This window comes from Pseudomonas sp. 05N431, assembly GCF_056397005.1.
Genome location: NZ_JBFTMN010000009.1, coordinates 191596 through 212658 on the forward strand (window position 1 = coordinate 191596; position 21063 = coordinate 212658).

Annotated in this window: 23 protein-coding genes and 4 pseudogenes; 10 read left to right on the forward strand and 17 right to left on the reverse strand. The window is 54.8% G+C overall.

Annotated features, from left to right (window positions below; translation table 11 throughout):
• Positions 1-18 precede the first annotated feature (18 nt).
• Both AC1DIG_RS17325 and AC1DIG_RS17330 read right to left on the reverse strand, forming a co-directional pair.
• Positions 19-753, reverse strand: a complete 735-nt coding sequence (locus AC1DIG_RS17325) for a thioesterase II family protein (protein WP_477768284.1) — start codon at positions 751-753, stop codon at positions 19-21.
• 134 nt (positions 754-887) lie between these two features.
• Positions 888-1961, reverse strand: a pseudogene (locus tag AC1DIG_RS17330) (MFS transporter); the annotation flags it as partial.
• 188 nt (positions 1962-2149) lie between these two features.
• Between AC1DIG_RS17330 and AC1DIG_RS17335 the strand changes: the two are divergent.
• Positions 2150-3973 carry a glycoside hydrolase family 15 protein gene (locus AC1DIG_RS17335; protein WP_477768285.1) on the forward strand — a complete coding sequence of 608 codons (1824 nt, stop codon included), beginning with the start codon at positions 2150-2152 and terminating at the stop codon, positions 3971-3973.
• Between the two features lie 190 nt (positions 3974-4163).
• Here the strand turns inward: AC1DIG_RS17335 and AC1DIG_RS17340 are convergent, their stop codons facing one another.
• The 5 genes and pseudogenes from AC1DIG_RS17340 to AC1DIG_RS17360 all read right to left on the reverse strand — a co-directional run bounded on the left by AC1DIG_RS17340 (position 4164) and on the right by AC1DIG_RS17360 (position 7473).
• On the reverse strand, positions 4164-4535 hold the full coding sequence (locus tag AC1DIG_RS17340) for a DUF6124 family protein (protein ID WP_347927469.1): 372 nt from the start codon (positions 4533-4535) through the stop codon (positions 4164-4166).
• 375 nt (positions 4536-4910) lie between these two features.
• Positions 4911-5018: pseudogene (locus tag AC1DIG_RS17345) on the reverse strand (DUF6124 family protein); the annotation flags it as partial.
• 419 nt (positions 5019-5437) lie between these two features.
• A complete protein-coding gene (locus tag AC1DIG_RS17350; RefSeq protein ID WP_123583014.1) occupies positions 5438-5629 on the reverse strand; it encodes a hypothetical protein in 192 nt (63 codons plus the stop codon).
• A gap of 189 nt (positions 5630-5818) precedes the next feature.
• Positions 5819-6139: a YbjQ family protein gene (locus tag AC1DIG_RS17355; protein ID WP_054593276.1), complete on the reverse strand. Its 321-nt coding sequence runs from the start codon at positions 6137-6139 to the stop codon at positions 5819-5821.
• A 344-nt stretch (positions 6140-6483) separates the two neighbouring features.
• Entirely contained in the window at positions 6484-7473 is a 990-nt protein-coding gene (locus AC1DIG_RS17360; protein WP_477768286.1) for an SDR family oxidoreductase, read from the reverse strand.
• A 94-nt stretch (positions 7474-7567) separates the two neighbouring features.
• Here AC1DIG_RS17360 and AC1DIG_RS17365 point away from each other — a divergent pair, with 94 nt between their 5' ends.
• The gene (locus AC1DIG_RS17365; protein WP_477768287.1) at positions 7568-8473 is read left to right on the forward strand and encodes a LysR family transcriptional regulator; all 906 of its coding nucleotides are present in this window, start codon (positions 7568-7570) and stop codon (positions 8471-8473) included.
• 66 nt (positions 8474-8539) lie between these two features.
• Entirely contained in the window at positions 8540-9118 is a 579-nt protein-coding gene (locus AC1DIG_RS17370; protein WP_477768288.1) for a DUF4337 domain-containing protein, read from the forward strand.
• A 62-nt stretch (positions 9119-9180) separates the two neighbouring features.
• Here AC1DIG_RS17370 and AC1DIG_RS17375 read toward each other — a convergent pair whose 3' ends face one another.
• Together AC1DIG_RS17375 and AC1DIG_RS17380 are read right to left on the reverse strand one after the other, a co-directional pair.
• Complete coding sequence (locus tag AC1DIG_RS17375; protein ID WP_477768289.1) at positions 9181-9477, reverse strand: hypothetical protein; 297 nt, start codon at positions 9475-9477, stop codon at positions 9181-9183.
• Between the two features lie 36 nt (positions 9478-9513).
• Positions 9514-9849 (reverse strand): hypothetical protein, encoded by a 336-nt coding sequence (locus AC1DIG_RS17380; protein ID WP_477768290.1) that lies wholly within the window; start codon positions 9847-9849, stop codon positions 9514-9516.
• 309 nt (positions 9850-10158) lie between these two features.
• Between AC1DIG_RS17380 and osmE the strand changes: the two genes are divergently transcribed.
• Positions 10159-10521, forward strand: a complete 363-nt coding sequence (osmE, locus tag AC1DIG_RS17385) for an osmotically-inducible lipoprotein OsmE (RefSeq protein ID WP_477768291.1) — start codon at positions 10159-10161, stop codon at positions 10519-10521.
• A 57-nt stretch (positions 10522-10578) separates the two neighbouring features.
• Positions 10579-10914, forward strand: a complete 336-nt coding sequence (locus tag AC1DIG_RS17390; protein WP_477768292.1) for a c-type cytochrome — start codon at positions 10579-10581, stop codon at positions 10912-10914.
• Between the two features lie 53 nt (positions 10915-10967).
• Here AC1DIG_RS17390 and AC1DIG_RS17395 read toward each other — a convergent pair whose 3' ends face one another.
• Positions 10968-11222, reverse strand: coding sequence for a DUF1652 domain-containing protein (locus AC1DIG_RS17395; protein WP_477768293.1), 255 nt, complete (start codon positions 11220-11222; stop codon positions 10968-10970).
• 282 nt (positions 11223-11504) lie between these two features.
• On the opposite strand from AC1DIG_RS17395, the gene AC1DIG_RS17400 reads away from it, so the two are divergent.
• The gene (locus AC1DIG_RS17400) at positions 11505-12047 is read left to right on the forward strand and encodes an Hsp20/alpha crystallin family protein (protein ID WP_477768294.1); all 543 of its coding nucleotides are present in this window, start codon (positions 11505-11507) and stop codon (positions 12045-12047) included.
• A gap of 45 nt (positions 12048-12092) precedes the next feature.
• Here the strand turns inward: AC1DIG_RS17400 and AC1DIG_RS17405 are convergent, their stop codons facing one another.
• The 3 genes from AC1DIG_RS17405 to AC1DIG_RS17415 all read right to left on the reverse strand — a co-directional run bounded on the left by AC1DIG_RS17405 (position 12093) and on the right by AC1DIG_RS17415 (position 13441).
• Complete coding sequence (locus AC1DIG_RS17405) at positions 12093-12275, reverse strand: hypothetical protein (RefSeq protein ID WP_216745085.1); 183 nt, start codon at positions 12273-12275, stop codon at positions 12093-12095.
• Positions 12276-12551: 276 nt separating this feature from the next.
• The gene (locus tag AC1DIG_RS17410; protein WP_477768295.1) at positions 12552-12734 is read right to left on the reverse strand and encodes a hypothetical protein; all 183 of its coding nucleotides are present in this window, start codon (positions 12732-12734) and stop codon (positions 12552-12554) included.
• Entirely contained in the window at positions 12731-13441 is a 711-nt protein-coding gene (locus tag AC1DIG_RS17415) for a zeta toxin family protein (RefSeq protein WP_477768296.1), read from the reverse strand. Before AC1DIG_RS17415 ends, AC1DIG_RS17410 begins: the two co-directional genes overlap by 4 nt.
• A gap of 560 nt (positions 13442-14001) precedes the next feature.
• On the opposite strand from AC1DIG_RS17415, the gene AC1DIG_RS17420 reads away from it, so the two are divergent.
• On the forward strand, positions 14002-14271 hold the full coding sequence (locus tag AC1DIG_RS17420) for a short-chain dehydrogenase (protein WP_477768297.1): 270 nt from the start codon (positions 14002-14004) through the stop codon (positions 14269-14271).
• Between the two features lie 90 nt (positions 14272-14361).
• Here the strand turns inward: AC1DIG_RS17420 and AC1DIG_RS17425 are convergent, their stop codons facing one another.
• Positions 14362-14820 carry a DUF2442 domain-containing protein gene (locus AC1DIG_RS17425; RefSeq protein WP_477768298.1) on the reverse strand — a complete coding sequence of 153 codons (459 nt, stop codon included), beginning with the start codon at positions 14818-14820 and terminating at the stop codon, positions 14362-14364.
• Between the two features lie 3 nt (positions 14821-14823).
• Positions 14824-15057 carry a DUF4160 domain-containing protein gene (locus AC1DIG_RS17430; RefSeq protein WP_477768299.1) on the reverse strand — a complete coding sequence of 78 codons (234 nt, stop codon included), beginning with the start codon at positions 15055-15057 and terminating at the stop codon, positions 14824-14826.
• A gap of 1123 nt (positions 15058-16180) precedes the next feature.
• On the opposite strand from AC1DIG_RS17430, the gene AC1DIG_RS17435 reads away from it, so the two are divergent.
• Positions 16181-17371 (forward strand): AAA family ATPase, encoded by a 1191-nt coding sequence (locus AC1DIG_RS17435; protein ID WP_477768300.1) that lies wholly within the window; start codon positions 16181-16183, stop codon positions 17369-17371.
• Positions 17358-18101 carry an HNH endonuclease family protein gene (locus AC1DIG_RS17440; RefSeq protein ID WP_477768301.1) on the forward strand — a complete coding sequence of 248 codons (744 nt, stop codon included), beginning with the start codon at positions 17358-17360 and terminating at the stop codon, positions 18099-18101. The genes AC1DIG_RS17435 and AC1DIG_RS17440 overlap by 14 nt, the downstream gene beginning before the upstream one ends.
• 62 nt (positions 18102-18163) lie before the next feature.
• On the opposite strand, the gene AC1DIG_RS17445 is transcribed toward AC1DIG_RS17440, so the two are convergent.
• The gene (locus AC1DIG_RS17445; protein ID WP_477768302.1) at positions 18164-19117 is read right to left on the reverse strand and encodes a phage portal protein; all 954 of its coding nucleotides are present in this window, start codon (positions 19115-19117) and stop codon (positions 18164-18166) included.
• 71 nt (positions 19118-19188) lie between these two features.
• Positions 19189-19890, reverse strand: a pseudogene (locus AC1DIG_RS17450) (phage terminase large subunit family protein); the annotation flags it as partial.
• Here AC1DIG_RS17450 and AC1DIG_RS17455 point away from each other — a divergent pair.
• Positions 19888-20445: pseudogene (locus AC1DIG_RS17455) on the forward strand (tyrosine-type recombinase/integrase); the annotation flags it as partial. The pseudogenes AC1DIG_RS17450 and AC1DIG_RS17455 sit on opposite strands and share 3 nt — an antisense overlap.
• Between the last annotated feature and the right edge of the window lie 618 nt (positions 20446-21063).

Below are 21063 nucleotides of genomic sequence, written 5' to 3' on the forward strand. Positions count from 1 at the left end.
CTTTGATAAAAACGATGATTAACCGACAGCGACCATTGCATGGCGCCGATGATGTATCTCCAGATGACTCTTGATCGCCCGCAGCACTGTGGCTTCATATTCATGAATGAAAAAGTGCCCGCCGGCCAGCATGTCCACCGAGAAGCTGCCCTGGGTTTCACGGTTCCAGCCGATCAATTGCTCGGTGCTGGCCCGGTCGGCCTTGCCGCCGAACACGTGCACCGGGCACTTGAGCGGTGCTCGCTCCCGGGGCTGAAAGAGCCCGCACAGCAAAAAGTCCGCCCGCAGGATCGGCAACGTCAGGCGCATCAGCTCTGCGTTGCCCAGCACTTCTTCGCTGGTGCCGCCGAGGGCGCGCAATTGCTCGATCAGTTGGGCGTCGGTCCGGGGTTCGGAAAAGCCCCGGTCATAGTCCGAACGCATCGTCGGTGCAGCCGTTCCGGACGCGAACAGCGCCACCGGTTCCGGCGCGCCCAGTGCCCGAAAAGCGTGGGCCATTTCATACGCCAGCAACGCCCCAAGGCTATGGCCGAACAAGGCATAAGGCGCCTTCAAGGACGAACGTTGTTCCCTGGCCAGTTGCAGCGCCAGTTCGCGCATGTCGGTCTGCAACGGCTCGTCAAAACGTGCGCCCCGCCCCGGCAACTCCACCGGTTTGACCTGCAACCATTCCGGCAGCTTGCGCCGCCAGCGGCTGTAAACCATGGCGCTCGCGCCCGAATAGGGCAGACACAGCAGTGTCAGCTGGGTCACCGCACTCCCCTCACTAAATTATCTGTTAGGGGAACGGATGACGCACAACACAAATTAATCGCAGTACGTGTGGGAGCGTGGCTTGCCCGCGATGAACGATAACGCGCAATACCTGAAAAATCGCGGTGTTCGCTTAGCCAGCCGGAACCGGCAGCGCCGATCGCCACGCCGATGCTCAGACCGGTGATCAGCCAGGTCAGGCCTTCCGTGAGTTTGGCCGGCGGCACGATGCGTTCCACCAAACCCATGGCAACAATCAGCGTCGGTGCAAAAAACAGCCCGGCAACAAACACCGCCAGCGACAGCCCGAGAATGTTCCCCGCCAACAACAACGGCAACGTGGTCAGCGCCGTCGCCACCCCGCCGTACAGAAACAATCGCGGCAACGGCGCATTGGGTTTCAACGCACCGAACGCCAACCCGGCCAGGCACGAACCGATGGCATACACCGACAGCACGATGCTCGCGGCCGCCGGCTGGCCTTGCTGCTGGGCGAACGCCACGCTGACCACATCCACCACCCCGACGATGACACCCATGGCGCCCATCAACAGCATCAACAGACGTATATCCTTCGAACCAACGACCGATCCCGGTTGATCGGCATCATGCGGATGCACCGGCGGCTCAGTGCTGCGCTGCAACACAAACGCCGTCACCCCGATCGCCAACATCAGCAACGCCGCCAACGGCCCGGCCTCGGGAAACACCACCACGCACAGCCCCACCGACAGCGGTGGCCCGACGATAAAACACACCTCATCCAGCACTGACTCCAGCGCATAGGCGGTTTGCAACTGCGGCTGACCGCGATACAGCTCGGTCCAGCGGGCCCGGACCATCGCCGACATGCTTGGCATGCAACCGGCCAGCGCAGCGAACACAAACAGTGTCCAGTTCGGCGCTTGCAATCGAGTACACAGCAACAGCAGCAACAACGCGCCACCGCCAACCAAGGCCGAAACCGGCAGCACCCGCCCCTGACCAAAACGGTCAACCATGCGCGACACCTGCGGCGCGCAAAATGCCGTGGCCAAGGCAAAGGTCGCCGCCACTGATCCGGCCAACGCGTAACCGCCCTGTAACTGCGAGAGCATGGTGATCAGGCCGATGCCGGTCATCGAGATCGGCATGCGCGCGACCATCCCCGCCAGCACGAAGGCGCGGCTGCCGGGGGCGTTGAATAGCGCTTGATAGGGGTTTGCCATCGGGTTCCATCCTCTGCGAGGCGTGCAACTTGCCATAAAGCGTCCCTGTAGTAAAAAACCTGGCGAGGCGCAACCACAAATAAACCTGCTCCACCATGAACTCAAGCCTTCGTGCGCCAGTCACTTGGTAAGGCCCTCCTTCTTAGCTGATTGACAGGGCATGTGTCTCTATCTGGAGTGACGCAGCAATGGCTGATCATCACAGCGAGCGACAAAGCGCCATCGACGCCCACGGCATCATCGGTGACATGCGCAGTGCCGCACTGATCAACGACAAGGGCAGCGTGGACTTTTTCTGCTGGCCGGAATTCGACAGCCCGTCGATCTTCTGCGCGTTGCTGGACACCCCGGACGCGGGGATTTTCCAACTGGCCCCTGACCTGCCCGATGCCCGACGCGAGCAAATCTACCTGCCCGACACCAACGTGCTGCAAACCCGCTGGCTGAGCGAGCGTGCGGTGGTGGAAATCACCGACCTGTTACCCGTCGGCGACAGTGACGACGCCCTGCCCCTGCTGATCCGTCGCGTACGGCTGGTCAGTGGCCATGCCACGTTCCACCTGCGTTGCGCGGTGCGCCATGACTACGCCCGAGTGCAGACCACGGCGCGGGCCGACGGTACAGACATCTGCTTCGAAGCCGCTCACCAGCCAGGTTTACGCCTGCACGCCAATCAGCCGATGCAGATTGTGAAAGACGCCGCCGTCGCCACGTTCAGCCTCAAACAGGGACAGAGCGCCGAATTCCTCCTCGGCGCCCTCGACGACCCACGCTTCAAGGATGAAAACAGCGACCTGTGCCTGCAACGCACGCTGAAATTCTGGCGCGACTGGATCGGGCAATCCAATTACCGTGGACGCTGGCGCGAAATGGTCAATCGCTCGGCACTGACCCTGAAACTGCTGACATCGCGCAAACACGGCGCGATCCTCGCCGCCGCCACCTTCGGCCTGCCGGAAACACCTGGCGGCACGCGCAACTGGGACTACCGCTACACCTGGATCCGCGATGCTTCCTTCACCGTCTATGCCTTCATGCGCCTGGGCTTTATCGATGAAGCCAACGCCTACATGCGCTGGTTGCGCGGACGGGTCAGCGACTGCCGGGGCAAACCGACGAAGCTCAACGTCCTCTATGCCATCGATGGTCGCCAGGAACTTCCGGAAACCGAACTCGCGCACCTGACCGGTCACGGCAATGCCAGACCGGTGCGCATCGGCAACCAGGCCTACGATCAGGTTCAGCTGGATATCTTCGGTGAATTGATGGACGCGGTGTACCTGGTGAACAAGCACGGCGAAGCGATTTCCCATGAGGGTTGGCTGCACACCGTCGAGGTGGTCGATCAGGTCTGCGGCAGCTGGCAGCAAGAGGATGTCGGCATCTGGGAAATGCGTGGCGAACAGCATCACTTCCTGCATTCGCGGCTGATGTGCTGGGTGGCGGTGGATCGGGCCATCCGCCTCGCATCGAAACGCTCGCTGCCCGCCCCGTTCGCCCGCTGGGACCAAACCCGCCAAGCGATCTACGCCGACATCTGGAACAATTTCTGGAATACCGAACATGGGCATTTCGTCCAGCACATCGGCGGCACCGCGCTCGACGGTTCGATGTTGCTGATGCCGCTGGTGCGCTTCGTCAGCGCCAAGGACCCGCGCTGGCTATCCACCCTGCAAGCGATCCAGAAAACCCTGGTGCGCGACGGCATGGTGTACCGCTACCACAACGACAGCCAGATCGACGGCCTCGCCGGTAGCGAGGGCGCCTTCGCCGCTTGCTCGTTCTGGTACGTCGAATGTCTGGCCCGCGCCGGCATGCTCGAAAAAGCGCATCTTGAGTTCGAACAACTGCTGCGCTACGCCAACCCGCTCGGACTCTACGCCGAAGAGTTCGACAGCCACGCACGGCACCTGGGCAACACGCCACAAGCACTGACCCATTTGGCACTGATCAGCGCGGCGAGTTTTCTCGACCGGAAGTTGAGTGGGGAAAAGAGTTACTGGCAGCCATGAGGTGCTGCTGAGAGACCTGACGCGGACTATCTGACAACAGACAATCCCTTGTGGCGAGGGGGCTTGCCCCCGTTCGGCTGCGCAGCAGTCGTAACCCCTGTCACTCGATCATCCAGCAAAACCGCATCGAATGGTGTTGGGACCGCTTCGCGTTCCAGCGGGAGCAAGCTCCCTCGCCACAGGTTGTGCTTTACGCGTCGGAGTCGTAGGGATCGAAATTATCCAGTGCCCGATTTACCAGCAACTCGCTCAGTACAATCATCTGCTGAATTGCCAACGCCACATGACGCCGCGAACCTTCCAGCTCGAAGGCCAGATCACTGGCCAGCACATTCACCGACGCCAGGGTTTCGCTGGCGTGGGCCAGCAGGGTTTCGTTATCGACATCGGGAATGACTACAAACATTTTGCCCGGCCGGGTATCGAGTTTCGGTGGCGGGGTGAACGGCGGCAAGTGGTAATCCAGCGCACGCTCGGCTGCTTCATGCAGTTTGCTGGAATCGAGGGAATCGTAAGGGGAAACGCTTGGGTTTTCGGGGGGATTGGGGGTGATTTTGACCATGGTTGAAACTCCATTCAGAAATTGGAGTTCGCCATTTCTGCGACCAAGCAGAAGGGTGGCGAACTGTACGCAGGTTGGTCGACCAGGGAATGGAAACCCGGCAGGGCCTAAGCCCTCCCACGCACAGTTTGCCAATAAGCAAAAAAACCGCTTACGCGGTTCTGTGCGCCATTCTAAACCCGGGCGACCAAACCCGGTCACTGATTTTGCAGCGACCCGCAAACACTAGTCCTCCACCCTTCCTAATCACAACCTGAAAACCTCGTCGGAGAATTCCCTGGCCAACGCTGCTTCTGTAGGAGCAAGGCTTGCCCGCGATGAACGATGACGCGGTCGCCCAGACGAAACGCGTTTAATGATGAATAACCTCAAAAGGTGGTAATCCAGCGCACGTTCGGCGGCTTCATGCAGCTTGCTGGAATCGAGGGGATCGTAAGGGGAAACGCTGGGGTTTTCGGGGGGATTGGGGGGGATTTTGACCATGGTTGAAACTTCTGACATTCATGAAGCTCACCAGCATCGCGACCAAACGATGGGTAGTGGGCGGTACGCAAGTTGGTCAACCGGGAAGTCAGGCACCCGGCGCACTCGAAAGTGCCCCGCGCACAGCACACCGCAAAGCATAACGACAAGTGCAGAAAAAAGGCTTTTCACGGAGTCCCGGAAAAAAACCCAAAAAAAAAGCCCGCTGGGGAGACGGGCTAATGGAATTGCTTTTTAACGGATGAGTTGAGCCTACGGATATGCTTGTGAAAGAAGCGTGAAAGAAACGCCCGGAAATCGATAAAGTTGATACCGCGCATGACACGTCACAAGCCCCCACTAACCTCCTGCACCAAGCCACACGCTGAGACACCCTCACAAAAAACCCCGCTCAATGGCGGGGTCTGTCTAATTTTCGATTACTTGCGTACAGGCACGGAAACCTTGGGCATGAACGGCTTTGCGGTGGTTTTTGTCACCGCTGGCAGCCTGGCCTTGCCCGGTTTGGTCGGTGTTTCACCAAACCCCGCCACATAATCCGTCTGGCCACATTGCACACAATTGTTGACCGGGTACTCAGCACCATCATCTTCAATGTAAGGAATGCTCATCTATCAGTCCCTCCAGACAGATCGATACCGGCAAGCAACTGATTGCCTAAAAAAGTACCGACCTTCAAGGCCTTTGAGACTAGCCGGTCATTCCCAGACCAATTATTCAATTGTCCAACACCCGACGAACGGCCAGGAAAAGCCCCTGACCTCATCGACCTGTTTCTGACAGATAAAACGTCAATCCGCCTATTTGAGCGTCACCGCCGTTCCGGTCACAAACACCACCAGCATGCTGCCCCTGCCCGAAGGCATGCTGATCTCGAAGTCGACCCCAACCACCGCATCCGCCCGAAGACTCTGCGCACGCTCCTTGAGCTCATCCGTTGCCTGGGCTCGCGCCTCCTTCAACGCCCTTTCCAATGTTTGAGAGCGCCCACCGAAGAAATCCCGCATCCCGGCAAACATATCCCGCACAACGTTGATGCCCTGCACGGATTCGGCGCTGACAATGTCCAGGTAGGCTGCGATCTGGCGACCTTCGATGGATTGGGTGGTGGTTATGATCACGTGGCATTCCTTTATTGACTGAGTATCAGCCATGTTGCTGGCTGAAGCCTGAGAGACATACATACTAAGGACTAAGTTCAGCCCGCGATTTCAATCCTGGGTGCACAGGAGGTTGTATGACGGTATTTTTACTGCTGTACCTATGCACTGACGCCTCCCGCACTGACTGCCAGGTGATACCCGTCGAACACTGGGTACGCGCTGACGCTTACAAACAATGCCTCGCAGCAGCAAAAAAGCTGACAATAGATCTCACGGCCAAGAATCGAAAGAGCAATTACTTTGTCTGCGAAACTCAAGTCAATCAGTGACCGTCAATGGAGACACCTGTTAGCGCTCATGCATCAGGAATAAGTCGCCAAGCCATCTTGTCGGATGCACCCCATGCCCAGCAACGCCGCTTCGACGGCCTCATCCAACGGCGTATGCGGCTCGCGTCCCAGCACCTCGATCAATCGCGCATTGTCCATCTGCACCGGAGTGCGCCACAAATAACGCATTTCCAGCGTTTCACGGAAGGTCACGACAAAAGGTGAAGCCAGTGTCAGCAACCACCACGGGAACGCTGCCACACGCGGCTCCAGGCCCGTGTGCCGATAAACAGCGCGCTGGATAGCACGGCTCATCCGCGTACCGTCAGTGTCCAGATGACCGGCCATATGAAAGCTTTCGAAGGCGCGGAGTGTGGTGCGGCGCTCCAGCAACTCGACCATGGTCCGCGCAACGTCAGGCAGATAGGCCCACTGGTGAGCAACGCCCTGCTCACCTGGATAACTCACTGCCTTGACGGGCCTCCCCGGCTTGATCATGCCCATGGAAAACCAGTTGCTACCGGCTCGCGGCCCGAAAAAATCCCCGGCGCGAACGATTAGCGCACGAGCGCCGTTGTCAGCAGCCTTGCGCAAGCGCTGCTCCATCTCCACCCGGATAGCGCCTTTTCGGGTAAGCGGCTGCTGTGGTGAGTCTTCATGCAATACCGGAAAAGCATCAGGGCCGAAGTTATAAACCGTGCCGGGCAGCACGATGGTTGCACCTTCGACCACGGCCGCAGCGATGGTGTTGTCGAGCATCGGCAACACCAGCTCCGACCATCGACGATAGCCTGGCGGATTGACCGCATGCACAATCACCGAGCAGCCCTTCGCTGCCTCGATAACCTCCTGCCGATTCAATGCATCGCCGCGCAACCAGGTGATGCCTGCGTGTTGATTGACGGCCTTTTCGAGATGACGTGTCAGCGCGCACACCTCCCAACCGTCGTCTTTCAATTGACGCGCCACCTCTCCGCCAATCCCGCCTGTCGCTCCCAGTACCAGCACTTTATTGCTGCTCATGCCCGACACCTCAAGGTTATAGAGGGCTTGATCCTGAGCAAATGGACGCTATAGATAAATTGCAGAAGATCAGCGTGACGCTATACATTTATGCATGGCATCGAATATTGGTTGGGAGCTCTATCGATCCTTCCTGGGTGTACTCAATGAAGGATCGCTGTCGGGCGCGGCGCGCTTGCTCGGCATCACACAGCCAACGGTCGGTCGGCATATCGCCGCGCTCGAAAAGGCGCTGGGTGTTGTGTTGTTTACGCGATCACAAACAGGGCTGATGCCCACCGAAGTGGCACTGACCCTGCGCGCCCACGCACAAACCATGGAAAATACAGCGGCCTCGATTGAGCGAGCTGCCTCAAGTCAGGGCGCGGCTGTACACGGGATTGTCCGTATTTCAGCCAGCGACGTGATTGGCGTCGAAGTGTTGCCGCCCATCATCACCCGGCTTCGCCAACAACACCCGGCGTTGAAAGTAGAACTCGTACTGACTAATCGTGTAGTCGATCTCTTGCAGCTCGAAGCCGACATCGCCGTGCGCATGATGCGCCCCCGCCAAGAGCAACTCGTGGCGCGTCGAATCGGTCAAATCGAACTTGGGCTGCATGCGCGCGCCGAGTACTTGAGCCAACATGGCATGCCGCGCGACCTCAACGAACTGGCTAGTCATTCAATCATCGGTTACGACCATCCGAACGCCTTTATCCGCAGTATCAGCAAGTCCATCAAAGGCATTGACCGCCAGCTCTTCTCACTGAGCAGCGACAGCGATCTGGCGCAGTTGGCATTGATACGCGCGGGGGCCGGTATCGGCTTCTGCCAGGTTCCGCTAGCCAAACGTGATGCAGCATTGCAACGCGTGCTGTCGACGTCGTTTTCGCTGGGATTGGAAACCTGGGTGACCATGCACGAGGACTTGCGCAATAGCCCGCGATGCCGCGCGACCTTCGACGCGTTGGTTGAAGGGTTGCAGCGGTATGCAAGTCCGGATGGGCTGGATGATTGAGATAGCGCCTTAGGCATCCACTCCAGTTACAATTTGATACCTATTCACTCCTGCAGACTCACAGCCATGACTGAAGACTTCGAAGTCCCCAGCCCCCACGAAAAGCATCTGGAACACGCTACCGAACACGCCCAGGCCCGCGGGGACAGTTTCGCCAGCAAGATAGCAGTGATGACGGCGATCATGGCAACCATCGGTGCCATGCTCAGTTATCAGGCGGGCTCCACGGAAAGCGAAGCGGCCATGGACAAGAACAACGCCGCCATCAAGAAAACCGAAGCCTCCAACGAGTGGAATTACTACCAGGCGAAATCCAGCCGACAAAACCTCTCTGAACTGGCGATTCACATCCCCGGCCTTGATGCCGCGCACTACACCGCCGAAGCGCAACGCTACAAGACCGAAAAAGAAGAAGTGCGCAAGAAAGCGGAAGCCCTCGAAGCAGAAGCCCGCGAGTGGGATGAAAAATCAGAATTGGCATTGCACCAGCATCACCGTTGGGCACAGGCAATGACGGCGATTCAGATTGCCATATCACTGGCAGCGATCACCTTGTTGACGCGCAAGGAATGGCTGAGACGGATGGCGTACAGCGCAGCGGGCATTAGCGTCGTGCTGGGTTCGCTGGCGTGGTTGCATCTATAAGTTTGTTGAGGGGGACGACATCGGGTCATCCCCTTCGACCTGGCTTTTTGGCGGGCAGGCAATCAATAAACAATCGTGACCAGAACAGACAGCCAAAGCAGTACAACGCCTAAGGCAAATGCCCGTCTGGCCGGCAAAACCCTTTCCTGCGTTTCGTCCTCAACCGGCGTCGTGGCTATCCAGGTCACCGATCCGAGCATTGCGAACCCACCCAGTGCCAACGCCACCACGAAGATTTCGTGCCAGCGCCACGGGTGCGGTTCATGCACTCCCCAGTAGCCGAGAAAGGCCATGCCCATGGCAAACATTGTCGCAGAGGCAGAGCAAAGTCCCACAATTGAACCTACTGGTGCGCGCATCCGGCATCACTCCAACGTCAATTCATCAGGCAGGAATTACAAACAGTCGTGCACCGCCTTCATCAGAGCGCGGGATTTGGCCCACGGCGGGCCTTGATACAGCGATATCCGGCTCCCATTCTTGTACTTCACGATATCCAGCGTCTCATCGGCCGTCACAACGCTTGGCGCAGTAATCCTGTAGCCGTTTGAAATCGTAGTCTGGGTGGTTTTAGGGATCTCGCGCTGCCAGACTGGCAGAACGCACTGGGCGTAATCCTTCGGAACCTTGGCAGTGATCTCGCTGACATTCGGTTCACCCGGCACCAAGGAGGCCGGTAAAGAGCACCCAGCCAACGCTGCAACAGCAAGCGCACCTATCAAAACTCGCATAATTGTTCTCTGCAATAAAATGTGGCAAATGTAACGCGAGGCCGGGTAGACATCCAGCGTAATTAAAGGAACGCACTGTTGCATTATTGAGAACAAACCTATCGAAAAGGAACACTTTCGCGCGTTTCTGAAAGTCGCCCTGCTCCTTTTCGCAACCCCCGCCACGCGTGGGTTTTCTGTCATCTGCCCTTCCCTCGCACGCCAATGTCTCAGCCTTGAGGATATTTGGCGTGCACTGCCGAACTCGACTTTACTTTTATTGATGCACCCAAGAGTTTCTTCACGACACTCACTTTCGGGAGCCCAGTCATGAACACCCCTCTATTCGCACTGGTCGTCGTGCTGTCTGCGGTGGCTGGATGCAGCTCCGAGACATCGGTCTATCGAGAGCAACCGCTGGTCGCAAAGGTAGAAATGGGCATGAGCAAGGATCAAGTCCAGCAAATCGGCGGCAAGCCTTTATCAATCAGTGATCGCACCGTCGAGCCCGGCACCTGTTTTGACTACATGCTCATGCAAGCCGGCCAAAAGCACACGTTCAATGTCAGTTTTGATGGTCGAGGCAAAGTCGACCACAAGAGCTTTATGACGTGTGCAGAATGGAGTCATATGCAGCAAAAGGCCAGAGAGCCATCCGGCACTACGGGCGGGATGGGTGGTGGCGGTTATTAGTGCAGCGGTCATGCCGGCCTATACCCGCGTAACGGCTGGCCGGCCAAGGAGACTGAAATGAAGTGTGCTCTTTTTACCCTGATGACTCTGCTGTTTTGCTCATCGGCCATGGCGTTACCGCCCGATGGGGAAGCGCTTTTCCAGGAGAACTGCAGTGCCTGCCATGGACCTCGAGGCATGGGAGGCTCGGCACCTAAATTGGCGGGAGATGCCAGCGAGTGGAAATCAAAGACATTTGAGCGGGCAGTATTGAACGGTATCGACGACCATGGAAAGCCCCTGAAAGCCCCCATGCCGCACTGGAGTGGCGCCAGCTTCAAAGCTGACAACGGCGCAAAACCCGGCAAGCTTGAAGTAGACGCAATACAGCAATATCTGCACAAACAAAAATAACGCATAACCTTCGGCCGGACGCTTGAGCGGCGCCGGCTTTTTACATTCTGGTCCTACCTGATCCTGTGCAATCCCTGCCGCTCATGGGTGGCCTTGAGGTCGTGCCGGATCTCGCCGATGAGCTTGGTTATTGCCAGATTGCCACTCAAGCTGGAAGCAGGAATCCCCGTCACCAACAACTCCACCCGGCCCGTGACTGGCTCGAAAATCTGAGCTCGCAGCGATCCGCCGGGGTCAATTTGACATTGGCAGGAAAGGGGCAGGAATGCTGATTCGATGAGGTGACGCAACTCGAGCGTAGATAACATGATGACCCCGTTCAGGGCAGGAGCCAGCCAAGGTGCTCTTGCTTAAGGGTGTTGATGGGTCCAGAAGCATTAACGCCTGAACACCGCCCCTCAAACCACTTGGCAGGGGTGACGGCAGTTTCAGTCTACGCCTTGAGTAGTCGTCTGTTAGACCGTTTCGGAGTGTGCGGTTGGGAAAACCGGCCTTGTAGGGCCCGGTAAGACGGTATATTTTTTTGAAGTGGGCAGGCGTCCGGGATGCTCGCAGCCCACCTCCGGTCATTACCAAGAGGAGAGGTGAAAATGGCCAACTCCGTGAAGAAAATGCCGATTCATACCGAAGACAAAGCCAGTCAGCCCCCGGTAACGACTGACCTTTGGCGCCCTCTGGAAAAACTGCGGCAACAGGTCGATCACCTGTTCGAGGACTTCAATCGAGGCTCGGGATTGTCGCCGTTCAGCCGCAGGCTGTTTGACGTCGAGCCGTTCTGGCGACGGGAATTTATCGGTCGCGGGCTACCTGCCGTCGATATTGCCGAGAAGGAAAAAAGCTTCGAGATCACTGCCGAATTACCCGGCATGGATCAGAAGGACATCGAGATCAAACTGTCCGACGGTAGCCTGATCATCAAAGGCGAAAAGAGGGAAGACAAGGAAGAGAATAGAAAGGGATATCACCTTTCCGAGCGTCACTATGGATCCTTCGAACGGGTGTTCAACCTGCCAAAAGGCGTCGATGCCGACAAGATTGAAGCCAAATTCAGCAACGGTGTGTTGAGCATATCGCTGCCGAAAAAACCTGAAGCCATAAAACCGGAAAAGATCGTGCCGATCAAAGGCGAATGAACCGGTGACAGCCCAGCCCCTTGCCGGGAAACCGGCAAGGGGCTTTTAGAGAAGCTTGATCAACACCGCGGTGACCGCAGCCACCGTACCGATCAGGCCAGTCGCAACGGCAACCGGATACCAAAAAGTTTCACGGGTCATCTTGCCCGCCTCGGCGTTCAGCTTGCGCTGCTCAGCCATCAGCTTGACGATTTCCACGTGAATCTTTTCCAGCTCGGCCTGTTGCATGGTCAGCTCCTGCATAACGTTCGTCCTTTCAGGTGGCAGATTGCGTCGGGGGCGCTGCGCTTGGATTCATTTTCTACCCTAAAGGTGTGAAATGAATACCCCTTCCGGACTTGTTTCGTGTGAAGCGCTGAACCAATGAAAACGCTCAAGCACCTGGCTTTGCAGCGTGGCTTCCCACACCGCCATCATTTGCCCTACAGCAATTTCGGAAGCTCCTGTAGCGATCAAATGAAAAAGCCCAGCACTAGGCTGGGCTTCGGAATCGAGGAAATATTGTTATACGGGTGCCTTCGACGATTTCCGCGTCTTTTTGATCGCTTCAGCCCTTTCTATGACTTCTAGCTGAGAAGCGATAGCCTTGCTGATCACTTCTTCAAACACTCCTCGCTTCGTTTCCGCAGAAGCGTTGGAGAAAAAATCAGCCAATGGGCTTCTTTTGCCGGCCTTAACGGCACTCATGATTGTTCCACCTCGGTTAATAGCTCAACGAGCTCTTTTTGATCATAGGTCTCAGGAATCAAAGCGTCAATTTGCTCTACGGAAACGTCGCCCTCGAAGGCCATAGCCGTACGATCCGTATTTTTTATGATCAAATCCACAGAAAAATGTTCACCGTAAGATCTCCTCAGCTCCACAATATTTCTGCGCGCAGCCAAATACTGGCTGACGAATGCATCCATTGGAATATTACGCCCCTCAGTGATCTCTCGAGCTTTAACAAACTGCCAAGCTAGCTCAGGCCGTTGATAAACATAGATCACCTGAGCTACTCGTTGATTTCTCAGGACCCTGTCGATGTTCCGTCTTGCCACGTCAATATTGGCTAAGGTCCCATCAAGAAGAAATGACAGGTGCTTGTTGAACGCCCGATCAAGCACCCTCTCCAGGATTTTGGTGACCGCACTCTGATAAAGAAATGAGTTACCGCCAGCATACCCAGGAATCAAGCACCTGAAATCGTCAGGATCAATGCGTAAAACTCTCTGCGCAGGCACACCTGGAATCCCTTCTTCCAAGGTTTCGACCATCGCCTTGGAAATCTCTGTTTTTCCCTGCCCCAGGTGATCCAGCCATGAAAACGGTGAGCGGAGAGGCTTCCGCTGCAAAAATATTCGTGTCAGCAATTGTTCTGGCAAGCGACGTCCGATTCGCTTTTGCAAACTCAAGGGCTGCCTCTTCAATGGCAATTTCTTCAGGGGTCATATGAAACTCGGTTTCATCGTGGCGTCATCTTAGGCTACAGCATGCTGACTTTACCGGTTGATAATCAGCCAGATCGGAACCAGTACCCGTAGCGATTCGAACGAACAAAGAAAGAGGACGGGGCAATCTCTAAAAATAGATCCGCCTTCTTTTCGCCACTCAACGGAAGTAAAAATAGTGATTTTGCCGTTCCTGCCCCCACATCAGCGTGCTCCTACATCACTGTCAGAAGTCTCGCCCCCTTCACACATTGCACCACTTTGAGCATGAAGCTTATAGTCCGCCCGTCGCCCACATGGCGGCTCGGGTTTGGCGACTCGACGACAAATGTGCAGAAGCCTCTCGGTTAGTTTGCAGAGCGCTTCTGCGCGCAATATGCTGCTCTATGGCGGCTGTGCGTGGGAGACCTTCGGGTCTGCCGGTTTTACCATTTGTCCCGGTTCGCCAACCTGCGTATAGCTGCCACCTTTTCGTTTGGCGACGATTGAGTGGCAGCTCTTCCTAATCAAATGGAGCTCCACGCATGAATCAATACATGGCACTCACCAGCAACGCAGACGACCAACCCACCCTCTTCGTCGATACCACGGCACCCTTGCACATTTTGCTCGACGCAGCCGGCTACCGAATCCGCGCCGTTACTCAAGTTCTTGAAAATCTAGCAATGCGCGGTGAAATCGCTAGCGACTCAGTGATCCTTAACGACTTCGCACTGCTTTGCGCTATTCCTCTGCGCGACGGTTGCGATGTGCTCGATGTCATTGGGCGGCGCTTGGATAAACTTCCGTCATAACGAAAAAGGCGACTTTGGGTCGCCTTTCTAACGGACAAATGAAAGGGGAAGATTATTAAGTCTTCCCCTCCTGTGAGTCTGCTGCGAAATCTAAACGCAATTCTCCCTGCGTTCCTTGTGCTCGTATTCCCACCCCTTACACGCCAGCCCCACATGCTTTGGAATCAGTGCTGCACCGCTGCTGTACGCGGTGATGGTTCGGCGAGTGAACCCCAGCTCAACAGCTGCCGCCGATAACGAGAGATTGTTACTCAGCATCCACCGTTTGAAATCACGGGTCGGCATAACCTCTCCAGATTGCTCCAGTGCCATGCGATGCAATGTTGTGGCGGAGAGCTCGATGTCATCACCCCACGTCACATCAAATCCCCACTCGCCTACTGCGACCCGACTGAATAGCGTCAGGTCCCGCAACGGCTTGAGCACTGGGAACGCCTGGATGTGTTCGGTGACATCAACCGTATGCCGCTTGCCGTTGCTCCACTCGATGTTAAGGGCATGTTTGCCGGCAACTGGTTGCACAGCAGAAATACGCAGCTTGCTGGTCATAAGTCAGTACCTCCGGTTTTGCTCATTCCATACTCGCCAGAGATCGGCAGTATGTGTTCTTGCCCAATGCAGGGCTGCTTTCAAGGCTTTGGATTCAGCTCCTTTGCCTAAAACCACGAGCCCTTCTATCTGAACCAATGACTCACCATCTGGCGTTTGCACGTGAAAGTGCGGCGGCGCGTGGTCGTCGGGATAGATTTTTATTTTCCAGTTTCGTTCGCTATGAAGGGTAGCCATAGCGGGATGCTAGAGAAATTTTTTCCCTGGCACAACTGACTTTTTCAGACGCCAGAAACCACAAAACCCCTGACTTCTTTCGAAATCAGGGGTTTTGTGTGTATCGAATTTGGCGGTGAAGGAGAGATTCGAAAGCGCCCGCCCCCCTGTTTCGCGCACCATCACCCCCGATTTACAAGGGCTCCAGCGCATCTGCCTGTGCGAGAACGTTCCCATCGCGTTCCCATGAATGTATGCGGGAAAAGTGGCGGCACCGGCCCTTAGGCGTTTCCGTGATTTTCGGGAGCGACATCGGAAACGAGTAATTTGGGTAATACGCTGCATCAATCGGCCTCAAGGGCTTGATTTCATTGGCTTTCGAAGACAACGAGCAAGGTAATTTTTAAGTAATGTAGAAGTAAGATAATTACTTTTTAGTAAGGTAATTTTTTCTTTCAATGCCCCCTTATAAGTCAACCACTTAAGCTCACATTACCCTTTTTATTACTCTAAATTACCTTCTGAAGTAATCCAGAAAAGCCAATAAATACGGGGCTTTTAGGGAAGCCGCTGCTCTCGAATTACTGCATTACCTTTTTCCGATTGCGTTCCTGAAAATCGGTACTCACTTGGTAGACCTGCACAGAGCTACCAGCTCCACCGTGGTGACCTCCACCGCTTTTACCTACCCCCTCGCAGGGATTCGCAGGCTTTTCACCTATCACGATCACCACGGCAGCGCCCCGCCTTGGCCGCGTTCAGCCTGGTGCAGCAATGCAGAAAAAAAGACCTATTTAGCCCGCAGGCGAGGTGGGGGGACGACGGCGCGCGCCAGGTGCACAGCGATGATGTATCTCTCCACCAAAGCAAAGCGAAAACAGCAGAGCCCGCTGCTGTAGGCGTGCCGCTTTTTGTTTGGAATGGTACATTCGTGATTAAGATTGTTGTGAGCAAGGAGCGCCGAATGCAGACTGAGCTAACCCATGCCCCTAAAAACGGAAATCGAGTAACTCCTAATCGTCAAGTGTGACGAGTCATTTAGCCTTGGTTTGGAGGAGTCGTCATATAAAACTAAATACCGTCTCCGCCCGCTGGCAAACGAACTTCATACAACCTTGAACACGGATTACCAAGAGAAAAAAACATGAAAATAAGCAGGCTCGTGATTGATGCAATTGGCGGCATACGAAATATCGAACTAACATTCAACCCAAACATGAATATAATATGCGGCCCAAACGGAGTAGGGAAAAGCACAATACTTGATTCAATTGCACTCTTATTTGCTCGCGGAGCAGGAAGTAGACTTACAAAACATGTTTCTTACGAATCAGGAAGCCTTAGAAGCACTTTAATCCATGATGGTATTGAGTTTGAAAGGGCGGCCACCGTTACTCGCTACGACCCCTCAGCGCAGCTTGATTTTTTTTGGGACAGCAAAGCCGAGCATACAAAATATCTATTATTCTCGAAAACAAATAGAATTTTTGATTACACAGCTTTAAACTCCATCGCCAGAGACGCCGTAAAAAACGACCAACAAATGTGGGAGGATAGTAAAAGTGGGGTCCCTACCCACGATATAAAAAACTGGTTCGTATTTCGTTTTTTATACTCAAAACATGAAAACACGCTATCACAAACACAACTTGATAACTACGCACTCGCAAAACAGTGTTTCTCCGCACTAAACAAAGACTATTCGTTCGCCAGAGTAGATGGCTCTAGCAATGATATCATGCTAAATACTCCAAACGGAGAAATTCACTACGAGTATTTATCATCCGGATTTAAGTCTTGCATTTCCATACTATTCGGAATAATAAAAGAAATCGAATACCGATTTACAGAGCCAAGAACTTCCGCAAAAGACTACAATGGAATTATATTAATAGACGAGCTTGAGCTTCACCTACACCCTGAATGGCAGTCTCTGATCGCCATTACACTTACATCAATATTCCCTTCAGCACAGTTCATTGTAACGACACACAGCCCGCACATTATTCAAGCAGCCGACAGCAGTCAGATAATTGCGTTAGAACATACCGACGGTGCTACACATCAAAGAGTTCTACCTTCCTCGAGTGAAGGTTTCAAAGGATGGACGCTTGACGAAGTTTTAACTGATCTGATGGGGATGAATGATACAAGATCACAATACTTTATAGATCTTATAGCTAATTTTGGTCAGGCTATAGACAATGATGATTTAGCATCTGCAAAAGAGCACTTCAAAAAACTAGACGCAGCCCTTCACCCTACAAACCCTAGCAGGAAGCTTTTGCGCATACAACTTGCGTCTATTAATGGGGGTGAAGATGATAAAGCTTGAACGCGCCTTCACTCCACTTTGCCTAACACCATCAGAAGTATCTAGACTTACAATCGAGTTTAAAAGCACCGGAAAAAATGTTTGGAATATCGACCCTTTAAAACTTGCTCTACTACAAACAAGCCACAACAAATGCGCATACTGCGAATGCAATCTAACCATCGAGTCAAAATATGTAGAGGTTGAGCACTTCTTAAATAAGGATCGTTACCCATCGGAAGTCCTATCTTGGAACAACCTACTTCCCTCTTGTAAAAGATGCAACGGTACAAAGGGCTCTCACGATGTTGTAGCAGATCCTATCATCAACCCTTATACCACGAATCCAACACATCATTTCAAGCTCAAGCACTACCGATTGCAGCCAAAATCAGAGCTAGCAAAAAACACAATACATGCCATCGACCTAAATAACTATACTCGAATAATCAAAGTCAGACTCGAAATTGGCGAAGACATACAGCAGTCCATCGAACTTGCGACTGAAAAGCTAGAGTCGTATTTAGCCAACCCAAGCACCCGCCGCCGCAACACGCTCATGTCACTTGTAACCCAACTCCTAACCGAGTGCCAACCTGAAGCATCTTACTCGGCAACAGCGTCAACCATTCTGCATGATTCAGAAGTCTACGCAGAATTGAAACAAGGGTTAGAGAACGCAACACTGTGGACCAACGAACTTAATAAATTACATACGACATCAAAACTACTATCATTAGAAACAACTTAAACCTCGCTTGCCTGCCGTTTTTTTAATCGTGCAGGCACTCCCCCAATCCAAACTAAAGGCACTTACAATCCGGCCAACTCATATTGTTTAAACTTAACAACTTCCTCCCCCACCCAGTCATTTAAGTGCAGCATCCGCGTCTGAATCGGCTCCAACTCGTTCGCCGCATAGATCTGCGCCGCCTCGCGGATCGATCCAAATCCCCCAGCGTTCTGCGGAACAATCCCCATAAACTGCGGCGGTATCCGCAGGCTGGCCAGAACGTCATCACGGGTCTGATTCTTGATCGAGTTGAATTCATCCTTCGCCGCCACCTCACTGACCGGAATCAATTGAATCCCGTCCTTCTTTCCAGTTGGCGAGTACACAAACAGATTGCGAAAATTCCCCGGCCCTTTGGAGTCCTTGAGCGCCTTGCGCAGCGCATCAATATCGGTCTCCGCCTGCGCGGCATCCGTCATGTGCAGGATGAAGCCGGCATGACTCCCGTTCTCGTAGTACTTGCGACGGAACAGCGTCGCGGACTCATTGAGCAAGGCCGACTGCAACGCACTGATCCACTCCGGCAGCCCGTAAATCTCCTGGTGCAGATCTGCCTCGCGCAGATGAAAGATGCTGCCCGGCTCAAAGACATGCTCATTTTTCCATCCTTGCACCTGGTAGTACTGACTGTCCGGCCCGACGCGCATGTACTTCGCCAGCGGCGGTACCAGTTGCCGGATGCCCCCCAGCATTGAGCGTCGCCCCTCAAGGTAACCATTGCTCAGGCACAGGAAATCCAGGGCGAACTGTTCGAACGCCGCCCGCGACAACAGCGGATGCGGGATGAAGGTCTTGCTCAAAAGGTTGCGCTTGAACATCAAGCCTGAGTGCAGATGCACACTCGCCCCAACCGAACGGGCCAGGCCATCCAGCGACAGCGGTGGTTCGTACCAGCGGCCGTTGAACCAGCACTCCAGGTAGTCGAACACCTCCCGGCCACCCAACACCGGCGACGGCTCACCGAGGCTGAACACCTACGTGCCCTGGCTAACTGGCGGTGTTTCGGTGGCTGCGGGCACCAGAGCCTGATTGGCGTGCTGTTCGGTCATGTAAAAATCTCCATCCGCCCGGTATTGGCAGCGGTCTGCCCCTCAAGCGGTTCGTTGTGCAATGCGTGAAAGAGCGCCCACGCCAGATCGGCGTGGCCGGTGTTGTCGTTGCGCCCTGCGGTGTAGGTGTACTGGCGTCCGCCAGCGGTGATTGTCTTGCGGATCGCCATCAGCGACTGTGCCATGTCGGTCCAGCCGACATCGAATTCCAGACGGCCTTTGTGGATCACGTCGTAAGCCTTGAGCACCAGGCGGGTTTTCACTTCAGGCGAATAGCTGAAGGTGGTGACGGCCGGGAAGAACTGGCGCACCAGCTGAGCCACGCCGCTGCCCAAGCCGGTGACATCGATCCCGATGTACGTCATCCAGTAGCGGTCGCAGACGCTTTTGATAAACGCGGCCTGCGCGGCGAAGTCCATGCCCCGGAACTGATGGCGCTCGAGCACGCGGAATTTGCCGCCCGGTACCAGCGGTGGCGCGACCACCACCGGCCCCGAACAGTCGCCCGTCTCGGCCGGGTCGTAGCCAATCCAAACCTGCCGGTCGCCGAACGGCCGCATAGCAAACGGTTTGTAGTCCTCGGCCCACTCGACCCAGCTGTCGACCATGCAGGACTGCAACAACGCCAGCGGGAAGATGCTCGCCCCATCGTCGACAAAATCGCACATCAGCAGGTTGGCGAACGCTTCGGGACTGTATGGGCCGGGCCACGGGTATCAGAAACCATTGCCCTGGCCTGGGAGGATGTCGACTTGCAGCAAGGAACGGTGACGTTCCGCCGATCCAAGGTGCGAGGGGCGTACCGGGTAACGAAAACCCGGCGTTCGACGCGAAAGGTGCGGCTACTGGCGCCGGCATGGGATGCATTACGCAAGATCAACGCGATCAACCAGGACAAGAACGCAGAGACGGTCGATATCGTTGAACGGGACAACAAGACAGTGCGGCAGCACAAACTGCACTTCGTCTTCCTGAATAGCCAAAGCGGTCTGCCGCATGTCAGTGATTTTGTCGTGCGGGACCGGTTTTTCAAGGCTCACTTGAACGCGGCTGGGGTGAGGTATCGGGGGCCGGGGCAGTGCCGGCATACGTACGCCAGTCAGCTATTGACGACGGGAGTGGCTTCGGTTGACTGGATTGCGGAGCAGATGGGGCATACGAATGGAAATATGATCCGACAGCATTATGGGACTTGGATTAATGAGGATGGGCCCGACGTCGTCGGAATCCTGCAACACGCCCTAAATCTGTAGCCCACTGCTACTGCACATAGAGCGGGGGGGGGGAACTCCTCGCAGAACGGTGACTAACCAAGCTCACCGGCGATTATCCCCTTCGCATTTTGCCCAAGTGATCGGCTAAAAAAGCCGTTGCTCCAAGTAGGGGTAACGGCTTTTTACATCGAGGATGGGCAAGTACGCGAACAAACTGCAACGTTAACTCAGCTCAAAAATCAATGGATCAGATAACGAATTACAATCTATTTTCCAGCATCCATAGCCCGGACAACAAGTTTCCACTCCATAGGTCCACGTTCGCAGTTACTGCAAGGTGGCAATGAATCGCACTCACGATTAATTACATCCTCAAACCCGCACTTTTGACACTTGTAGATCCCCGGATAATCAGGATTATTACCTGGTTTCCAGACCTGATCGTACTTGCCAGCGTACATTTCGTCCGTTCGCTTAACAATAGTGTTGTCCCGATACCATGCCATAACCACTTCCATATCAATTATGCGTAACAGCGAAATGCCATCAGCAACGCATTGAATAGGGGCATACCAAGCACTTTTCAAGGCGCACTCAAGTGTTTTTCGAGAAAGCTAACAGGGCAAAAAAAGCCACCCGCGTTCCCATATCGTTCCC